The following is a 13,878-nucleotide window of genomic DNA, read 5'->3' as shown; positions in this document are numbered from 1 at the left end:
GCCCGAGATCTGGTCAGCGGGTCTGGGAGACCCAGCTCGCGTGCATGCGGGCGTAGATGCCGTCCGCCGCCGCCAGCTCCTCGTGCGGGCCCACCTCGGCGACGTGCCCCTGGTCCACCACGACCACGAGGTCCGACGCCTCGGCGGTCGAGAGCCGGTGCGCGATCGTGATGGTGGAACGGCCCGCCGTCAGCGAGTCCAGGGCCCGCGCGATCCGCACCTCGGTCGCCGGGTCCACCGCGGAGGTCGCCTCGTCGAGCACGAGCAGGTCCGGCTGCGCGAGGTAGGCGCGCGCGATCGCGACGAGCTGCCGCTCCCCCGCCGAGAGCGCCTCGCCGCGCTGGCCCACCGCGGTGTCCAGCCCGTCGGACAGGTCGGCCACCCAGTCGAGGAGCCCGAGCTCGGCGAAGGCCCGCTCCACGGCGGCCCGCGGGTCGGCGTCCGGCGCGCGCAGCCCGTAGGCCGCGTTGTCGAGCACGGTGCCGTCGAACAGGAAGCCCTCCTGCGGCACCAGCACCACGCGCTCACGCAGGGAGGCGAACGAGAGGTCGCGCAGGTCGGTGCCGTCGAGCTCCACGGCACCCGAGGTCGGGTCCATGAGCCGCGTGACCAGCTTGGCGATGGTGGTCTTGCCGGAACCGGTCTGGCCCACCACGGCGACCTTGGTGCGCGGCGGCAGGTCCAGCGTCACGCCGTGCAGCACCTCGGGTCCGCCCGGGTAGGCGAACCGCACGTCCCGCAGCGTCACGTGGGCAGGCCCCCGCTCCTGCGCGACGGCGCCCGGCTTCTCGGCCACCTGCACCGGCGTCTCGATGACGGCGATCACGCGCCGCCAGCCGGCCACGGCGTTCTGCAGCTCGTTGAGGATCTCCGTGGCCATCTGCACCGGTCCCGTGAACAGCTGCACGAGGAACAGGAACGCGACGAGCTGGCCCGCCGTCAGCCCTCCGCCCACGCCGAACAGCGTGCCCACGACCACCACGATCGCCAGCACCAGGTTGGAGATCAGCACGCCCGAGGAGAACGTGGCCGCGACCAGCACCTGCGACCGGGCCTGAGCGCTGCGGGTGGCCTCGACGGCGTCGCCGATGCGGCGGCCCGTGCGCTCGGCGGCGCCGTACGCGCGCACCGTCTCCGCCCCCACCACCGACTCCGAGACGGCGCCGAGCATCGCGCCGACGCGCTCGCGCACCAGCGTGTAGGCACGGTTCACGTACTTCTGCCCGTACCGGATCACGAGGAACATCGGCACGAAGGCGACCCACACCACCGCGGTCAGGATCGGCGAGTAGACCAGCATCAGGGCGGTCGCCACGATCACCTGCAGCACGTTGACGAGCAGCATGATGCCGCCCCACTGCACGAACAGCGACACCGTGTCCACGTCGTTGGTCACGCGCGAGACCAACGCGCCGCGGCGCTCGGTGTTCTGCGTGAGGGTCGACAGGTCGTGCACGTGCCGGAACGCCGTGGTGCGCAGCGTCGCGAGCCCGGCCTCGGCCGAGCGGAACAGGCGCACGTTCACCAGCGCCGCGCACAGCCCGGCCAGCACCAGCGCACCCGTGGCGAGCAGCGCCAGGAGCGCCACCCGCCCCGCGTCGGGCCCGCCGTCGGCCAGGATGCCGACGTCGATGGTCTGCTGCACCGCGAGCGGCACCACCACGCGGCCGGCCGCCGCCAGGGCCGCCAGGCCGAGGGTGAGCCACAGCCCGCGGGTGATCTCGGGGCTGAGCTCGATGCCCCGCCGCAGCGTCGCCAGCACGCCGAGGCGGCTGGCGGACTCGATGCGGGCGCCGTCGGCGTCGAGCAGGTCCTCGGGGACGTCCGTGCCGTCCGCCTCGGGTGCGTCGGTCGTCGCAGTCATCGGGACACCTCTTCCAGCTCGTCGTCCAGCGCGTCGCCCAGGTCGCGGCCCACGCCGTCACCCACGCCGTCGCCCACGTCGCCGCCCGCCGCGGCGGCGTCGGCCCGCTCCTGCTCGCGGCGCTCCGTCTCCGCCTCGTAGGCGGTGGCGAGCTCGCGGTAGCCGGCGTCGCGCGCCATCAGCTCGGCGTGCGTGCCGGTGTCGACGACCCGCCCGCCGTCGACGTGGACCACACGGTCCGCGAGCGCCACCGACGACATCCGGTAGGCGACCATGATCACCGTCGTGCCGCGGCCGGGTCCGGCGCCCGCCGTGTCGTCGGCGAGGCCGCGCAGGATCTCCTGTTCGACCCGCGGGTCGACGGCGCTGGTCGCGTCGTCGAGCACGAGCAGGCGCGGCGCGCGCACCAGGGCGCGCGCGATGGCGAGCCGCTGACGCTGACCGCCGGAGAGGTTGGCGCCGCGCTCGCCGAGCGGGGCGTCGAGGCCGCCCGGCAGCCCGCGCACGGTGTCGGCGAGGCGGGCGAGCTCCAGGGCGTGCCACACCTCGTCGTCGGACGGCGAGCCGGGGGCGCCCGGGTCGGCGAGCGTGACGTTGCCGCGCACGGTGTCCTCGAAGACGAACGTGGTCTGCGTGACGAGGGCGACGTGGGCGGGGATCTCGCCGTCGGCGAGGGTCCGCGCGTCGACGTCGTCCAGGAGCACGCGACCGCGCGTCGGGTCCGACAGCCGGGCCAGGAGGCTCACGAGCGTGGTCTTGCCGGCCCCGGTGCTGCCCACGACGGCCACGGTGGCACCTGGCTCGACGGCCACGTCCACACCGTCGAGCAGCGTGATGGTCCGGCCGAGCGCGCCACCGGTGGCAGGGACGTCGACGCCGACGCCCTCCAGCCGGACGGCCAGCCCGCCGCGACGGGCGGGCAGCCGGGCGTCGCCGTACGCGAGCGCGCCGGTGGAGTCGACGACCTGCGCGATGCGCTCGTGGCCGACCAGGGCGCGGGGCAGCTCACCGAGCACCCAGCCGAAGGCCTGGACCGGCACGGTCATCATCGTGAGCAGGTAGGCGGCGGTGACGACATCGCCCGCCACGATGTCCCCGGTCGCGACGCGCCAGGTGCCGATGCCGAGCACCAGCAGGGTGCCGACCGCCGGGAGGGTCTGGATGACGGGGTCGAACAGCGAGCGGACGATGCCGACGCGGACGTTCGCGGCGCGCAGCTCCTGCGTGCGGGCGTCGAACCGGCTCTCCTCGCGCCCCTCGGTACCGAGGGCCTTGACCAGGAGGGCCGCCTCGAAGCTCTCGTGCGCGACGTCGGCGACGTCGCCGCGCAGCCGCTGCGCCCGGGTGACCGCGGGCGACATGTGCCGCTGGTAGACGGCGTTGACGGCGACGGTGATCGGGATGACGGCGAGCGCCGCGAGGGCCAGCCAGGGGTCGACGGCCAGGAGCATGCCCACGGCGACGCCGATCATGACCACGACGCCGAGCGCGAACGGCAGCGGGTTGAAGACGCCGGTGGCGGCCTCGGTGTCCGAGGTGGTGTGGTTCAGGAGCTGGCCGGCCGGGTGGGCGCGGTGCCAGGACCCGGGCAGGCGCAGGTACTGCCGGGTCAGGGCGGTGCGGTGGTCGGCCTGGATGGCGACCACGCCGTACCCGGCCCAGATGCGCCGCCCGGCCACGGCCAGGGCGAGCGACAGCGCGACGGCGGCGAGCACGAGCCCGGCGAGCCAGATCCGGTCGCGGGCGGACTCGTCGCCGGCGATCGCGGGGACCACCACCGTGTCGGTGGCCCAGCCGACCGCCCGGCTGACGGCCACGGTCAGAGCCCCGAAGAGGCCCGACGCGCCCACGGCCAGGACGTAGAGGCCGGGGTGGGCGCGCATGCCGCGCCACATGAGGGCGAGCGAGCGCCGGACACGAGAGCCGGTGAGGGCCATCGGTGCGGTGCGCGGGGCGTCTGGGGGCACGGCAAGACCTCGCTTCTCGGGGGGTGCTCTGATTTTCTCACGGCCCGGGAATCGATTCGACGGTATTTCGCCCTGGGCGTCGACGACGCTACGACCTGAACCTATGTTGAGGTCAACCACCCGTCCGGGCGCGGCCCGTCCGGTGTCAGCGAACCTCCAGGCCGGCGGCCCGCATCGCGTCCTTGACCTGCCCCACGGTGAGCGCGCCGAAGTGGAACACCGACGCGGCCAGCACGGCGTCCGCCCCGGCGCGTGCCGCCTCGACGAAGTGCTCCGGCGTCCCGGCCCCGCCGGACGCGACGAGCGGCACGTGCACCCGCTCGCGCACCGCGCGGAGCATCTCCAGGTCGAACCCGGCGGTGGTGCCGTCGGCGTCCATCGAGTTGAGCAGGATCTCCCCCGCGCCCAGCTTCGCCGCCCGCTCGGCCCACTCGACGGCGTCGATCCCCGTGCCCCGGCGCCCGCCGTGCGTGGTGACCTCGTAGCCCGACGGCGTGGTGACGTCGCCGGTGACGCGGCGCGCGTCGACGCTCAGGGTGAGCACCTGCGAGCCGAAGCGCTGCGCGATCTCGGCGATGAGCTCCGGCCGTGCGATGGCGGCGGTGTTCACGCCGACCTTGTCGGCGCCGGCGCGCAGCAGCCGGTCCACGTCGTCGGTCGAGCGCACGCCGCCGCCCACGGTGAGCGGCACGAACACCTGCTCGGCGGTGCGCCGCACCACGTCGACCATGGTCGCGCGGTCGCCCGACGAGGCGGACACGTCGAGGAACGTCAGCTCGTCGGCGCCCTCGGCGTCGTACCGGCCCGCGAGCTCGACCGGGTCCCCGGCGTCACGCAGGTCCGCGAAGTTGACGCCCTTGACCACCCGGCCCGCGTCGACGTCCAGGCACGGGATCACACGGATCGCGACGGACATCAGCCCTCCTCTTCCTGTGTCTTCTCGTCCCCGGCCTGCCGGGGTTCGTCCTCTGCGACCGCCTGGTGCGTGTCGAGGATGTCGACGACGTACACCATCGTCTCGCCGGCGAGCCGGCTCGTGGTGTCGGCGTAGCCGCTGTCCGGCGGCACCACCAGCATGACCTGGGAGCCCACGGTCTGTTCCAGGAGCCCCTGGTCCCAGCCCTCGACCAGCTTGCCGATGCCGATCTCCGCGGACTGCGGCGGGGTGCCCTCGGTCCACGTCGTGTCGACCACGCTCCCGTCGCTCCAGCGCACGGCCGTGAACTCGACCGTCACGATCTGCCCCGCCCGGACCTGAGGCCCGGCCCCGCGGATCAGCGGGTGCACCACCAGGTCCGACGGCGGTTCGGCGTCCGGGACCCGCACCGTGGGCGCACCGAGGTCGTCCAGCCGGACCTGCGGCAGCCCCTTGCCGGGCGGCTCGCCCGCGGTGCCGGACGCCCGCGCGGGCAGCACGTCGACCACGACCAGCACCGGCACGCCGTCCTGCTCGTCCAGGAGCGACAGCCGGGCGCCGACCCGCTGACCCTCCAGCGCCTCGAAGAGGTCGTTGCCGAGCGACGACTCGGTCATCGTGTACGCCGCGGGCGCCGTGCGGAACGTGTTCTGCAGCTCCGTGCCGTCGCGACCGTCCTCGGCGTACAGGTTCAGCAGCACGGGGTCGTCCCGTTCGAGCATGTCGCCGGTGCCCGGCCAGACCGTGCGCGAACCGGACCGGACCACGTCGAACGGCTTGTCGTACTCCAGCGTGGGCGGTGCGCCGTTCGCCCCGGTCACCTGCACGGGCTCCTGCGACGCCGACGACGACGGCGCCGGGCCCACCTCGACCGGCAGGGAGGCGGGGGCGCACGCGGCAGTCCCGGTCATGACCGCCGCGGCCAGTGCACCGGCGACGACACGGACCCAGGAGCTCACTCGCGCAAGTCTCCCACGGACACGGGCGTGCCCCGGGACCCGTCCACGACGAGCGCCCGGGGCACGCGTTCGGTCACATGCTCTCGATGAGGCGCTCCACCCGGTCGTCCACGCTCTTGAACGGGTCCTTGCACAGCACCGTGCGCTGGGCCTGGTCGTTCAGCTTGAGGTGCACCCAGTCCACCGTGTAGTCCCGGCGCGCCTCCTGGGCGGCCCGGACGAAGTCGCCGCGCAGCTTGGCCCGCGTGGTCTGCGGCGGCACCGCCGTGGACTCGAAGACCTCCAGGTCCGTGGTGACCCGCTCCACCATGCCCCGGGCCGCGAGCAGGTTGTACAGCCCCTCCGTGCGCGAGATGTCGTGGTAGGCCAGGTCGAGCCGGGCGATGCGCGGGTCGTCCAGGCCCATGCCGTGCTTCTCCTGATAGCGGCGGATCAGCTTGAGCTTGATGGCCCAGTCCAGCTCCCGGTCCACGAGCGTCAGGTCCTCGGTCTGCAGCGCGCGCAGGCCACGCTCCCACAGGTCGAGCACCTGCTTGACCACCGGCGTGACCTCCAGGTTGGCCTCCACCAGCTCCCGCGCCCGCTCGTAGTACTCCGACTGGATCTCGACGGCCGTCACGGTGCGGCCGTTGGCCAGCGTCACGGCGTGCTTGCCGGTGCGGTCGTGGCTGATCTCCCGGATCGCCCGGATCGGGTTCTCCAGGGTGAGGTCCCGCATCGGCACACCGGCCTCGACCAGCCGCAGCACCAGGTCCGTGGTGCCCACCTTGAGCATCGTGGTGGGCTCGGCCATCGACGAGTCGCCGACGATCACGTGCAGGCGCCGGTACAGCTCGGCGTCCGCGTGCGGCTCGTCGCGGGTGTTGATGATGGGCCGCGAGCGCGTCGTGGCGCTGGAGACCGCCTCCCAGATGTGGTCGGCCCGCTGCGACAGGCAGAACACCGCACCCCGCGGCGTCGAGAGCACCTTGCCCGCCCCCACCAGGATCTGCCGGGTGATGAGGAACGGCACCAGCACGTCGGACAGCCGCGAGAAGTCCCCCGACCGGCGCACCAGGTAGTTCTCGTGGCACCCGTACGAGTTGCCCGCCGAGTCGGTGTTGTTCTTGAACAGGTGGATCTTGCCCGGCAGGTCCTCGTGCTCCAGGCGCTGCTGGGCGTCCGCGACCAGGCCCTCCAGGATGCGCTCACCGCCGCGGTCATAGGCGACGAGCTGGCGCACGTCGTCGCACTCGGCCGTCGCGTACTCCGGGTGCGAACCCACGTCAAGGTAGAGGCGGGAGCCGTTCCTCAGGAACACGTTCGAGGAACGGCCCCACGCCACCACCTTCCGGAACAGGTAGCGGGCCACCTCGTCGGCGGACAGACCACGCCCGTCGTCAGCGGCACACGTCACGCCGTACTCGGTCTCGAGACCGAAGATCCTACGGTCCATGGACTTCCCCTCCCCGTTCGCGGAACGCGCTGCTAGTGGTCGGTCCCGGACGAGGTGCCGGACGCCTCCGGCCCGTCGTCGGGCTTGTTCCCGGTCGGCTTCTTCTCGGTGGGCTCTTCCTTGGTGGGCTCTTCCTCGGTCGGCTGCTCCTCGGTCGCCCGCTCGCCGGTGGGCTGCTCCGGCGCGCCCGGCTCAGGCGGGCCACCCTCCGGGACCGGCTTCGCGTCGGTCGGCGGAGCGTCGTCGCCCTGCGCCAGCAGGTCCGCCAGGACCTGCCGGTTCAGCCGCCGGAACGCCCGGCGCGGGCGGTCGCGCTCCAGCACCGCCACCTCGAGCTGGGCCGCCTCGATGGTGCGCGGCGTCGAACCCTCGCCCGAGCCGAGAGCCGCCACGGCCAGCCGGAGCGCCTCCCCGAGCGACAGGTCCGCCCGCCACCCCTCCTTGACGCGCCGGCCGAGCTGCTCCGCCTGGCCGCCCATGACCACGAAGCCGTGCTCGTCGGCCACCGTGCCGTCGTAGGTGAGCCGGTAGATCTGGTCGTCCGCGGCCTGGGCGCCCACCTCGGCCACGACGATCTCGACCTCGAGCGGCTTGGACTCGGTGATGAACACCGTGCCCAGCGTCTGCGCGTACGCGTTGGCGAGGCCGCGCGCCGTCACGTCGGACCGGTCGTAGGAGTACCCGCGCATGTCGGCGTACCGCACGCCGGCCACCCGCAGGTTCTCGAACTCGTTGTACTTGCCCACGGCCGCGAACGCGATGCGGTCGTAGATCTCCGAGATCTTGTGCAGGGCCCGCGACGGGTTCTCCGTCGCGAAGGCGATACCGCCCTCGTAGGCGAGCACCACCACGGACCGGCCCCGGGCGATGCCCTTGCGGGCGAAGTCCGCCCGGTCCTTCATCAGCTGCTCGGGCGAGACGTAGAACGGCATGTTCATGCGAGGTACCCCCTGTCTCGGCGCTGCGCCACGATCTGCTCCGCCACGCGGGAGACCTCTGCGTCCTCGACGCGCTCGTACCCGTCCGCGGACACGACCGCGACCACCGGGAAGATGCCGCGCACGGTGTCCGGTCCGCCCGTCGCCGAGTCGTCGTCCGCGGCGTCGTACAACGACTCCACCGCGACCCGGACCGCCTCGTCGGCGTCCATCCCGTGCCGCCACAGCTTCTTCAGGGCACCCCGCGCGAAGAGCGATCCCGAGCCCACGCCGTGGTGCTCGTGCTCCTCGTACCGACCGCCGGTGGCGTCGTAGCTGAAGATCCGGCCGATGCCCTTGTCCAGGTCGTAGCCCGCGAACAGCGGCACCACGGCCAGACCCTGCATCGCCATCGCGAGGTTGCCGCGCAGCATGGTGGCCAGCCGGTTCGCCTTGCCCGTGAGGGACAGCAGCGAGCCCTCGATCTTCTCGTAGTGCTCCAGCTCGAGCTGGAACAGGCGCACCAGCTCCAGCCCGATGCCGGCCGAGCCGGCGATGCCGACCGCCGAGTACTCGTCGGCCGGGAACACCTTCTCGATGCTGCGGCTGGCGATCATGGGCCCTGCGGTGGCACGGCGGTCACCTGCCAGCAGGACGCCGCCGTCGAAGGTCAGGGCCACGATCGTGGTGGCGTGCGGGGACAGGGTCGCCGGGTCGGTCACGCCCGCGGGCATGACGCGGTTCCCGGGCAGCCGGTCGGGGGCGTGCTCGGCCAGGAAGTCCACGAAGGACGACGATCCCGGACGCAGGAAGGCGTCCGGGAGTCGGCCTGCGGTGCGGTCTGCGTTCAGGTTCACTGCCCACCCTTCTGGACGAATCCGCGCACGAACGACTCGGCGTTCGTCTCGAGCACCTCGTCGATCTCCTCGAGCAGGGCGTCGACCTCGTCGTCGTCCTTCTGCGGTGCCGCGGCGGCGGGCGCCGGGGTCTCGGCGTCGTCGTCCGGAGTGCGGTCCTCGTGTGACGGGTTGATTCTTTCCTGACCGGCCATGATCGCCTCCTGGTGATTCTCTGACGTAACGCTGGTCCTGAAGCCTAGGCCCTGACCCTGGAGCTTGACCCTAGTGGCCGACCCTAGGCGGTACCACTGACATCGAAGGTCACCTCCGCCCGGAGAGTCCGTCGAGCAGCGCCCCCGCGTCCGGGCTCGCGTCGAGCAGCGCCCCGATGTGGTGCCTGGTCCCGCGGGTCGGGTCCAGCATCGGCACGCGCTGGAGCGCCTGGGACCCGTCCACGTCGAAGATCACCGAGTCCCAGCTCGCCGCCGAGACCTGGCCGCCGTAGCGGGCCATCACCTCGCCGCGGAAGTACGCACGGGTGTCGACCGGCGGGTGGAGCACCGCCCGCGCGACGCTCTCCTCGTCGACGATCCGGTCCACCGCGCCCTTGGCGAGCAGGCGGTGGTAGATGCCGCGCTCGGGCCGCACGTCGGACCACTGCAGGTCCATGGCGTGCAGCCGCGGGTGGTCCCACTCCAGGTTGTCGCGCGAGCGCAGCCGGTCCAGGAGCCGCAGCTTGGCGACCCACTCGACCTCGCGCGCGCAGGAGGCCGGGTCGGTGCCCAGACGCTCCACGACCGACGCCCAGCGGTCCAGCACGGCGTCCGACTCCGCGTCGGTGCCGAGCACCTTGAGCGAGCGCCGCACGACGTCCGCGACCTCGCCCTGGATCTCCAGCGCCGTCATCGTGCGCCCGTCGGCCAGGTCGAGCGGGACGGACAGGGTCAGGTCGCGCGAGACCTTCTGCACGTCGCTCACCGGGGCGGCCAGCCGCAGCGCGCCGAGCTCACCGCGGGCGTCGACGCCCGCCTCGGCCAGCTCGTCGAGGTGCTCCAGCACCCACAGCACCAGCGACGTCGCACCCGCCTTGAGATAGGTGGGCACCTCCATCAGGTTGGCGTCGCCGAGGATGAGGTGCAGGCGCCGCCAGCGCTGCCGGTCGGCGTGCGGTTCGTCGCGCGTGTTCACGATCGGCCGGCGCAGCGTGGTCTCCAGACCGATCTCGGCCTCGATGTAGTCGGCGCGCTGCGAGATCTGGTAGCCGGCGGTGCCGCTGGTCGCCCCCAGCCCCACACGGCCCGAACCCGTGAACACCTGCCGCGTGACGAGGAACGGCGTGATCAGCTCGGCGAGCGTCGTGAACGGCAGCGACCGGTTCACGAGGTAGTTCTCGTGCGTGCCGTAGCTGGCTCCCTTGCCGTCCACGTTGTTCTTGTAGAGCACCACCTCGCTGCCCGGGAAGCCGGCCAGCTCCCGCAGCGCGGACAGCATCACGCGCTCGCCGGCGACGTCCCAGCGCACCAGGTCCTCGGGGGTCATGACCTCCGGCGAGGAGTACTCGGGGTGCGCATGGTCCACGTAGAGGCGCGCGCCGTTGGTGAGGATCACGTTGGCGGCACTGGGGTCGTCGTACTCCTCCGTGGCCGGCCGCTCGACCTCCTGCGTGGAGCCCGACCGGCGCCGCCCGCGGCCCGGCAGCCCGGGCTCCACGACGGGCACCTGCCCGGTCACGGGGCCCGACGGCGCCGGCCGTGCCGGGTCGTCGGTCAGCATCGACGGCTGCGCCGAGGCACGGTCGAGGTGGAACCCGCGCGCGTCCTGCAGCGGGTCCTCGTCGTCGTAGTCCCAGCGGGCCCGGCCCCCCGTGCCCTCGGTCCGCGTGGAGATGGCCCGGTAGGTCGTCACCACCTGGCTGGACAGCAGCATGGGGTTGGCCAGGGGACGACCCGGCTGCAGCACTCCGTACTCGGTCTCGATGCCCATCACTCGACGCACGCTCACGTCCACCACCCTATGCCGGAGTAGTCCCGTTGGTGAGGCAGGGTCCGCGTCCGCCGGGCGGCGGACACGGACCCTGTCCCGATGGCTGTCAGAGGTACTGGCCGGTGTTCTGGACGGTGTCGATGGTGCGGGGCGTGGCGCCCTCGCCCTTCTTCTGGACGATGGTGCGGATGAAGACGATGCGCTCGCCCTTCTTGCCGCTGATGCGGGCCCAGTCGTCCGGGTTGGTCGTGTTCGGGAGGTCCTCGTTCTCCTTGAACTCGTCGACGCAGGCGGTGAGCAGGTGCTCGACGCGGATGCCCTTCTGCCCCGTGGCCAGGAAGTCCTTGATCGCGTTCTTCTTGGCCCGGTCCACGACGTTCTGGATCATGGCACCGGAGTTGAAGTCCTTGAAGAAGAGGGTCTCCTTGTCACCGGAGGCGTAGGTGACCTCCAGGAACTGGTTCTCCTCGTCCTCGGAGTACATGCGCTCCACGACCGAGGTGATCATGCCGTCCAGCGCCTCGGAGACGTTGTTGCCGTACTCCGCCAGGTCCTCCGCGTGGACGGGCAGCTCCTTGGTGAGGTACTTGCCGAAGATCTCCTTGGCGCCCTCGGCGTCCGGCCGCTCGATCTTGATCTTCACGTCGAGGCGTCCGGGGCGCAGGATCGCGGGGTCGATCATGTCCTCGCGGTTGGACGCGCCGATCACGATGACGTTGTCGAGCCGCTCCACGCCGTCGATCTCGGCGAGCAGCTGCGGGACGATCGTCGTCTCGACGTCGGAGGAGAGGCCGGTACCGCGGGTGCGGAACAGCGACTCCATCTCGTCGAAGAAGACCACGACGGGCATGCCCTGGCCGGCCTTCTCCCGTGCGCGGGCGAAGATCAGGCGGATGTGCCGCTCGGTCTCGCCGACGTACTTGTTCAGCAGCTCCGGGCCCTTGACGTTGAGGAAGTAGCTCTTCACCTCGGGGTTGCCCCCGTTGGCGCGGGCGACCATCCCGGCCAGGGAGTGCGCCACCGCCTTGGCGATCAGCGTCTTGCCGCAGCCGGGCGGGCCGTACAGCAGGACGCCCTTGGGCGGGCGCAGCCCGTGCTCCCGGAACAGGTCCGGGTGCGCGAACGGCAGCTCGACCGCGTCACGGATGGCCTCGATCTGCGGGCCGAGGCCACCGATGTCCTCGTACTCGATGTCCGGGACCTCTTCGAGCACGAGCTCCTCGACCTCGGACTTCGGCACGACCTCGAACACGAAGCCGCTGCGCGTGTCGACGGTGAGCGAGTCACCCACCCGCAGGGGCACGTCCATCACGGAGCCGGCGAGGCGCACCACGCGCTCCTCGTCCGCGCGGCCGACCACGAGGACGCGGTCGCCGCCCAGCATCTCCTTCACGGTGACCAGCTCGCCCGTGCGCTCGTAGTCGCCGGCGCCGACGACCGTCATCGCCTCGTTGAGCTTCACCTCCTGGCCCGGGCTCAGGCGGGTCACGTCCAGGCTGGGGCTGGCGGACACGTGCATCTTGCGGCCGGCCGAGGAGATGTCCACCGACCCGTCGGGGTGGGCCCCCAGGAAGACGGCGTACGTCCCCGGCGGCTTGGCAAGGTCGTCGAGCTGTTTCTTCAGCTCGACTATCTGGTCGCGCGCCGCGCGGAGGGCTTCCGCGAGGCGCTCGTTCTTGGCTGAGAGGAGGGCGATCTGGCGCTCGTAGTCGCGGCTCGGCAAAGACTCGTTCTCGGGATGGTTGTATCCTGACGTGTTCTCGGTCATGACATCCCCTCTCGTAGGGCCCGGGAGGCGACCATATGACGCAAACGCCTCCGAGAACAGCACTCTAAGCACAGTCACCGACACACCGGGAGTAAGAACACCCGTTTGAGACGTCCGAGGTACTCGATCGTTACAGGCCGTTCACGCGGACGGGATGCTTCCGTCCTGCGGCGCAACGCCCAGGTCACGACGAACCTTGCGGACCTTCTTGTCGGACACGGCCCGCTCCCCCAGGTCCTCCGCCGTCCACTCCGCCTCGGGCGTCGTGGGGTACGCACCCTTGGCAGGACGCCGTTTCCGCTCGGGCGGCACCACGCCGTCGGCCAGCCGGCGGGCGGTGATCAGGAAGCCGGTGTGGCCGATCATCCGGTGCTCGGGTCGCACGGCCAGACCCTCCAGGTGCCACCCGCGGACCATCGTCTCGAAGGCCGCCGGCTCGGCGAACCGGCCGTCGGCACGCAGGTCTTCTGCTGTGCGCGAAAGCTGGGTCGTGGTGGCCACATAGCAGACGAGCACGCCTCCGGGGGCGAGCGCCGAGGCGACGGCGTCCACGTTCTCCCAGGGTGCGAGCATGTCCAGCACCACCCGGTCGACCGAGCCGGGCTCGGCGACCTCGGGCAGCACGTCGGCCAGGTCGCCGACCGAGAGCTGCCACGCCGGGTGCGGCCCGCCGAAGAACGTCTCGACGTTGCCCTGGGCGATGGCCGCGAAGTCCTCGCGCCGCTCGATGGAGTGCACGTGGCCCGCGTCGCCCACGGCACGCAGCAGCGACATGGTCAGCGCACCGGAGCCCACCCCGGCCTCGACCACGCGCGCGCCCGGGTAGATGTCCGCCATCGCGACGATCTGGGCGGCGTCCTTGGGGTAGACGACGGCGGCACCGCGCGGCATCGACAGGACGTAGTCGGCGAGCAGCGGGCGCAGCGCCAGGTACTCGATCTCCGCGGTGTTGACCACCACGGTGCCCTCGGGCTGCCCGATGATCTGCTCGTGCTTGAAGTAGCCCTTGTGCGTGTGGAACGTCCCGCCGGGCTGCAGCGTGATGGTGTGCAGGCGGCCCTTGGGGTCGGTGAGCTGGACCTTGTCGCCCACGCGGAACGGGCCGCGGCGCAGCTCGGCGCCGGTGGCGGTCGGGATATCGGTGGGTGTGGTCACGACGGACAATCCTAGGCGCTGGGCCGGGCCCCCGCGTCCGCCGGCGGGCCGCCGCGGCGGAGCGCCGCGGGCGAC

General features: G+C 72.1%; 11 protein-coding genes. All 11 read right to left on the bottom strand.

Annotation, left to right across the window (positions count from 1 at the left end):
• Nucleotides 1-13: 13 nt before the first annotated feature.
• The 11 genes from ACO229_RS05680 to ACO229_RS05630 all read right to left on the bottom strand — a co-directional run bounded on the left by ACO229_RS05680 (nucleotide 14) and on the right by ACO229_RS05630 (nucleotide 13,803).
• A complete protein-coding gene (locus ACO229_RS05680; protein WP_423464089.1) occupies nucleotides 14-1,864 on the bottom strand; it encodes an ABC transporter ATP-binding protein in 1,851 nt (616 codons plus the stop codon).
• Nucleotides 1,861-3,801: an ABC transporter ATP-binding protein gene (locus ACO229_RS05675; protein WP_423465268.1), complete on the bottom strand. Its 1,941-nt coding sequence runs from the start codon at nucleotides 3,799-3,801 to the stop codon at nucleotides 1,861-1,863. Before ACO229_RS05675 ends, ACO229_RS05680 begins: the two co-directional genes overlap by 4 nt.
• Before the next feature lie 175 nt (nucleotides 3,802-3,976).
• On the bottom strand, nucleotides 3,977-4,747 hold the full coding sequence (gene hisF / locus ACO229_RS05670; protein WP_397417289.1) for an imidazole glycerol phosphate synthase subunit HisF: 771 nt from the start codon (nucleotides 4,745-4,747) through the stop codon (nucleotides 3,977-3,979).
• A complete protein-coding gene (locus ACO229_RS05665; protein WP_423464088.1) occupies nucleotides 4,747-5,706 on the bottom strand; it encodes an FKBP-type peptidyl-prolyl cis-trans isomerase in 960 nt (319 codons plus the stop codon). The genes hisF and ACO229_RS05665 overlap by 1 nt, the downstream gene beginning before the upstream one ends.
• A 73-nt stretch (nucleotides 5,707-5,779) precedes the next feature.
• Complete coding sequence (gene pafA / locus ACO229_RS05660; protein ID WP_423464087.1) at nucleotides 5,780-7,141, bottom strand: Pup--protein ligase; 1,362 nt, start codon at nucleotides 7,139-7,141, stop codon at nucleotides 5,780-5,782.
• 32 nt (nucleotides 7,142-7,173) lie between these two features.
• Nucleotides 7,174-8,079: a proteasome subunit alpha gene (gene prcA, locus ACO229_RS05655; protein ID WP_423464086.1), complete on the bottom strand. Its 906-nt coding sequence runs from the start codon at nucleotides 8,077-8,079 to the stop codon at nucleotides 7,174-7,176.
• Nucleotides 8,076-8,915, bottom strand: coding sequence for a proteasome subunit beta (prcB, locus tag ACO229_RS05650; protein WP_397430376.1), 840 nt, complete (start codon nucleotides 8,913-8,915; stop codon nucleotides 8,076-8,078). Before prcB ends, prcA begins: the two co-directional genes overlap by 4 nt.
• A complete protein-coding gene (locus ACO229_RS05645; protein ID WP_397417279.1) occupies nucleotides 8,912-9,109 on the bottom strand; it encodes a ubiquitin-like protein Pup in 198 nt (65 codons plus the stop codon). The genes prcB and ACO229_RS05645 overlap by 4 nt, the downstream gene beginning before the upstream one ends.
• Nucleotides 9,110-9,218: 109 nt before the next feature.
• Entirely contained in the window at nucleotides 9,219-10,880 is a 1,662-nt protein-coding gene (dop, locus tag ACO229_RS05640; protein WP_397430663.1) for a depupylase/deamidase Dop, read from the bottom strand.
• Between the two features lie 106 nt (nucleotides 10,881-10,986).
• Nucleotides 10,987-12,648, bottom strand: coding sequence for a proteasome ATPase (gene arc / locus ACO229_RS05635; RefSeq protein ID WP_397417277.1), 1,662 nt, complete (start codon nucleotides 12,646-12,648; stop codon nucleotides 10,987-10,989).
• A gap of 141 nt (nucleotides 12,649-12,789) precedes the next feature.
• Entirely contained in the window at nucleotides 12,790-13,803 is a 1,014-nt protein-coding gene (locus ACO229_RS05630) for a tRNA (adenine-N1)-methyltransferase (RefSeq protein ID WP_423464084.1), read from the bottom strand.
• Between the last annotated feature and the right edge of the window lie 75 nt (nucleotides 13,804-13,878).

It is taken from the genome of Promicromonospora sp. MS192 (genome assembly GCF_049532985.1).
GTDB lineage: Bacteria > Actinomycetota > Actinomycetes > Actinomycetales > Cellulomonadaceae > Promicromonospora.
Note: the sequence above shows the minus strand (reverse complement) of the source record. Positions and strands in the feature narration are given on the sequence as shown.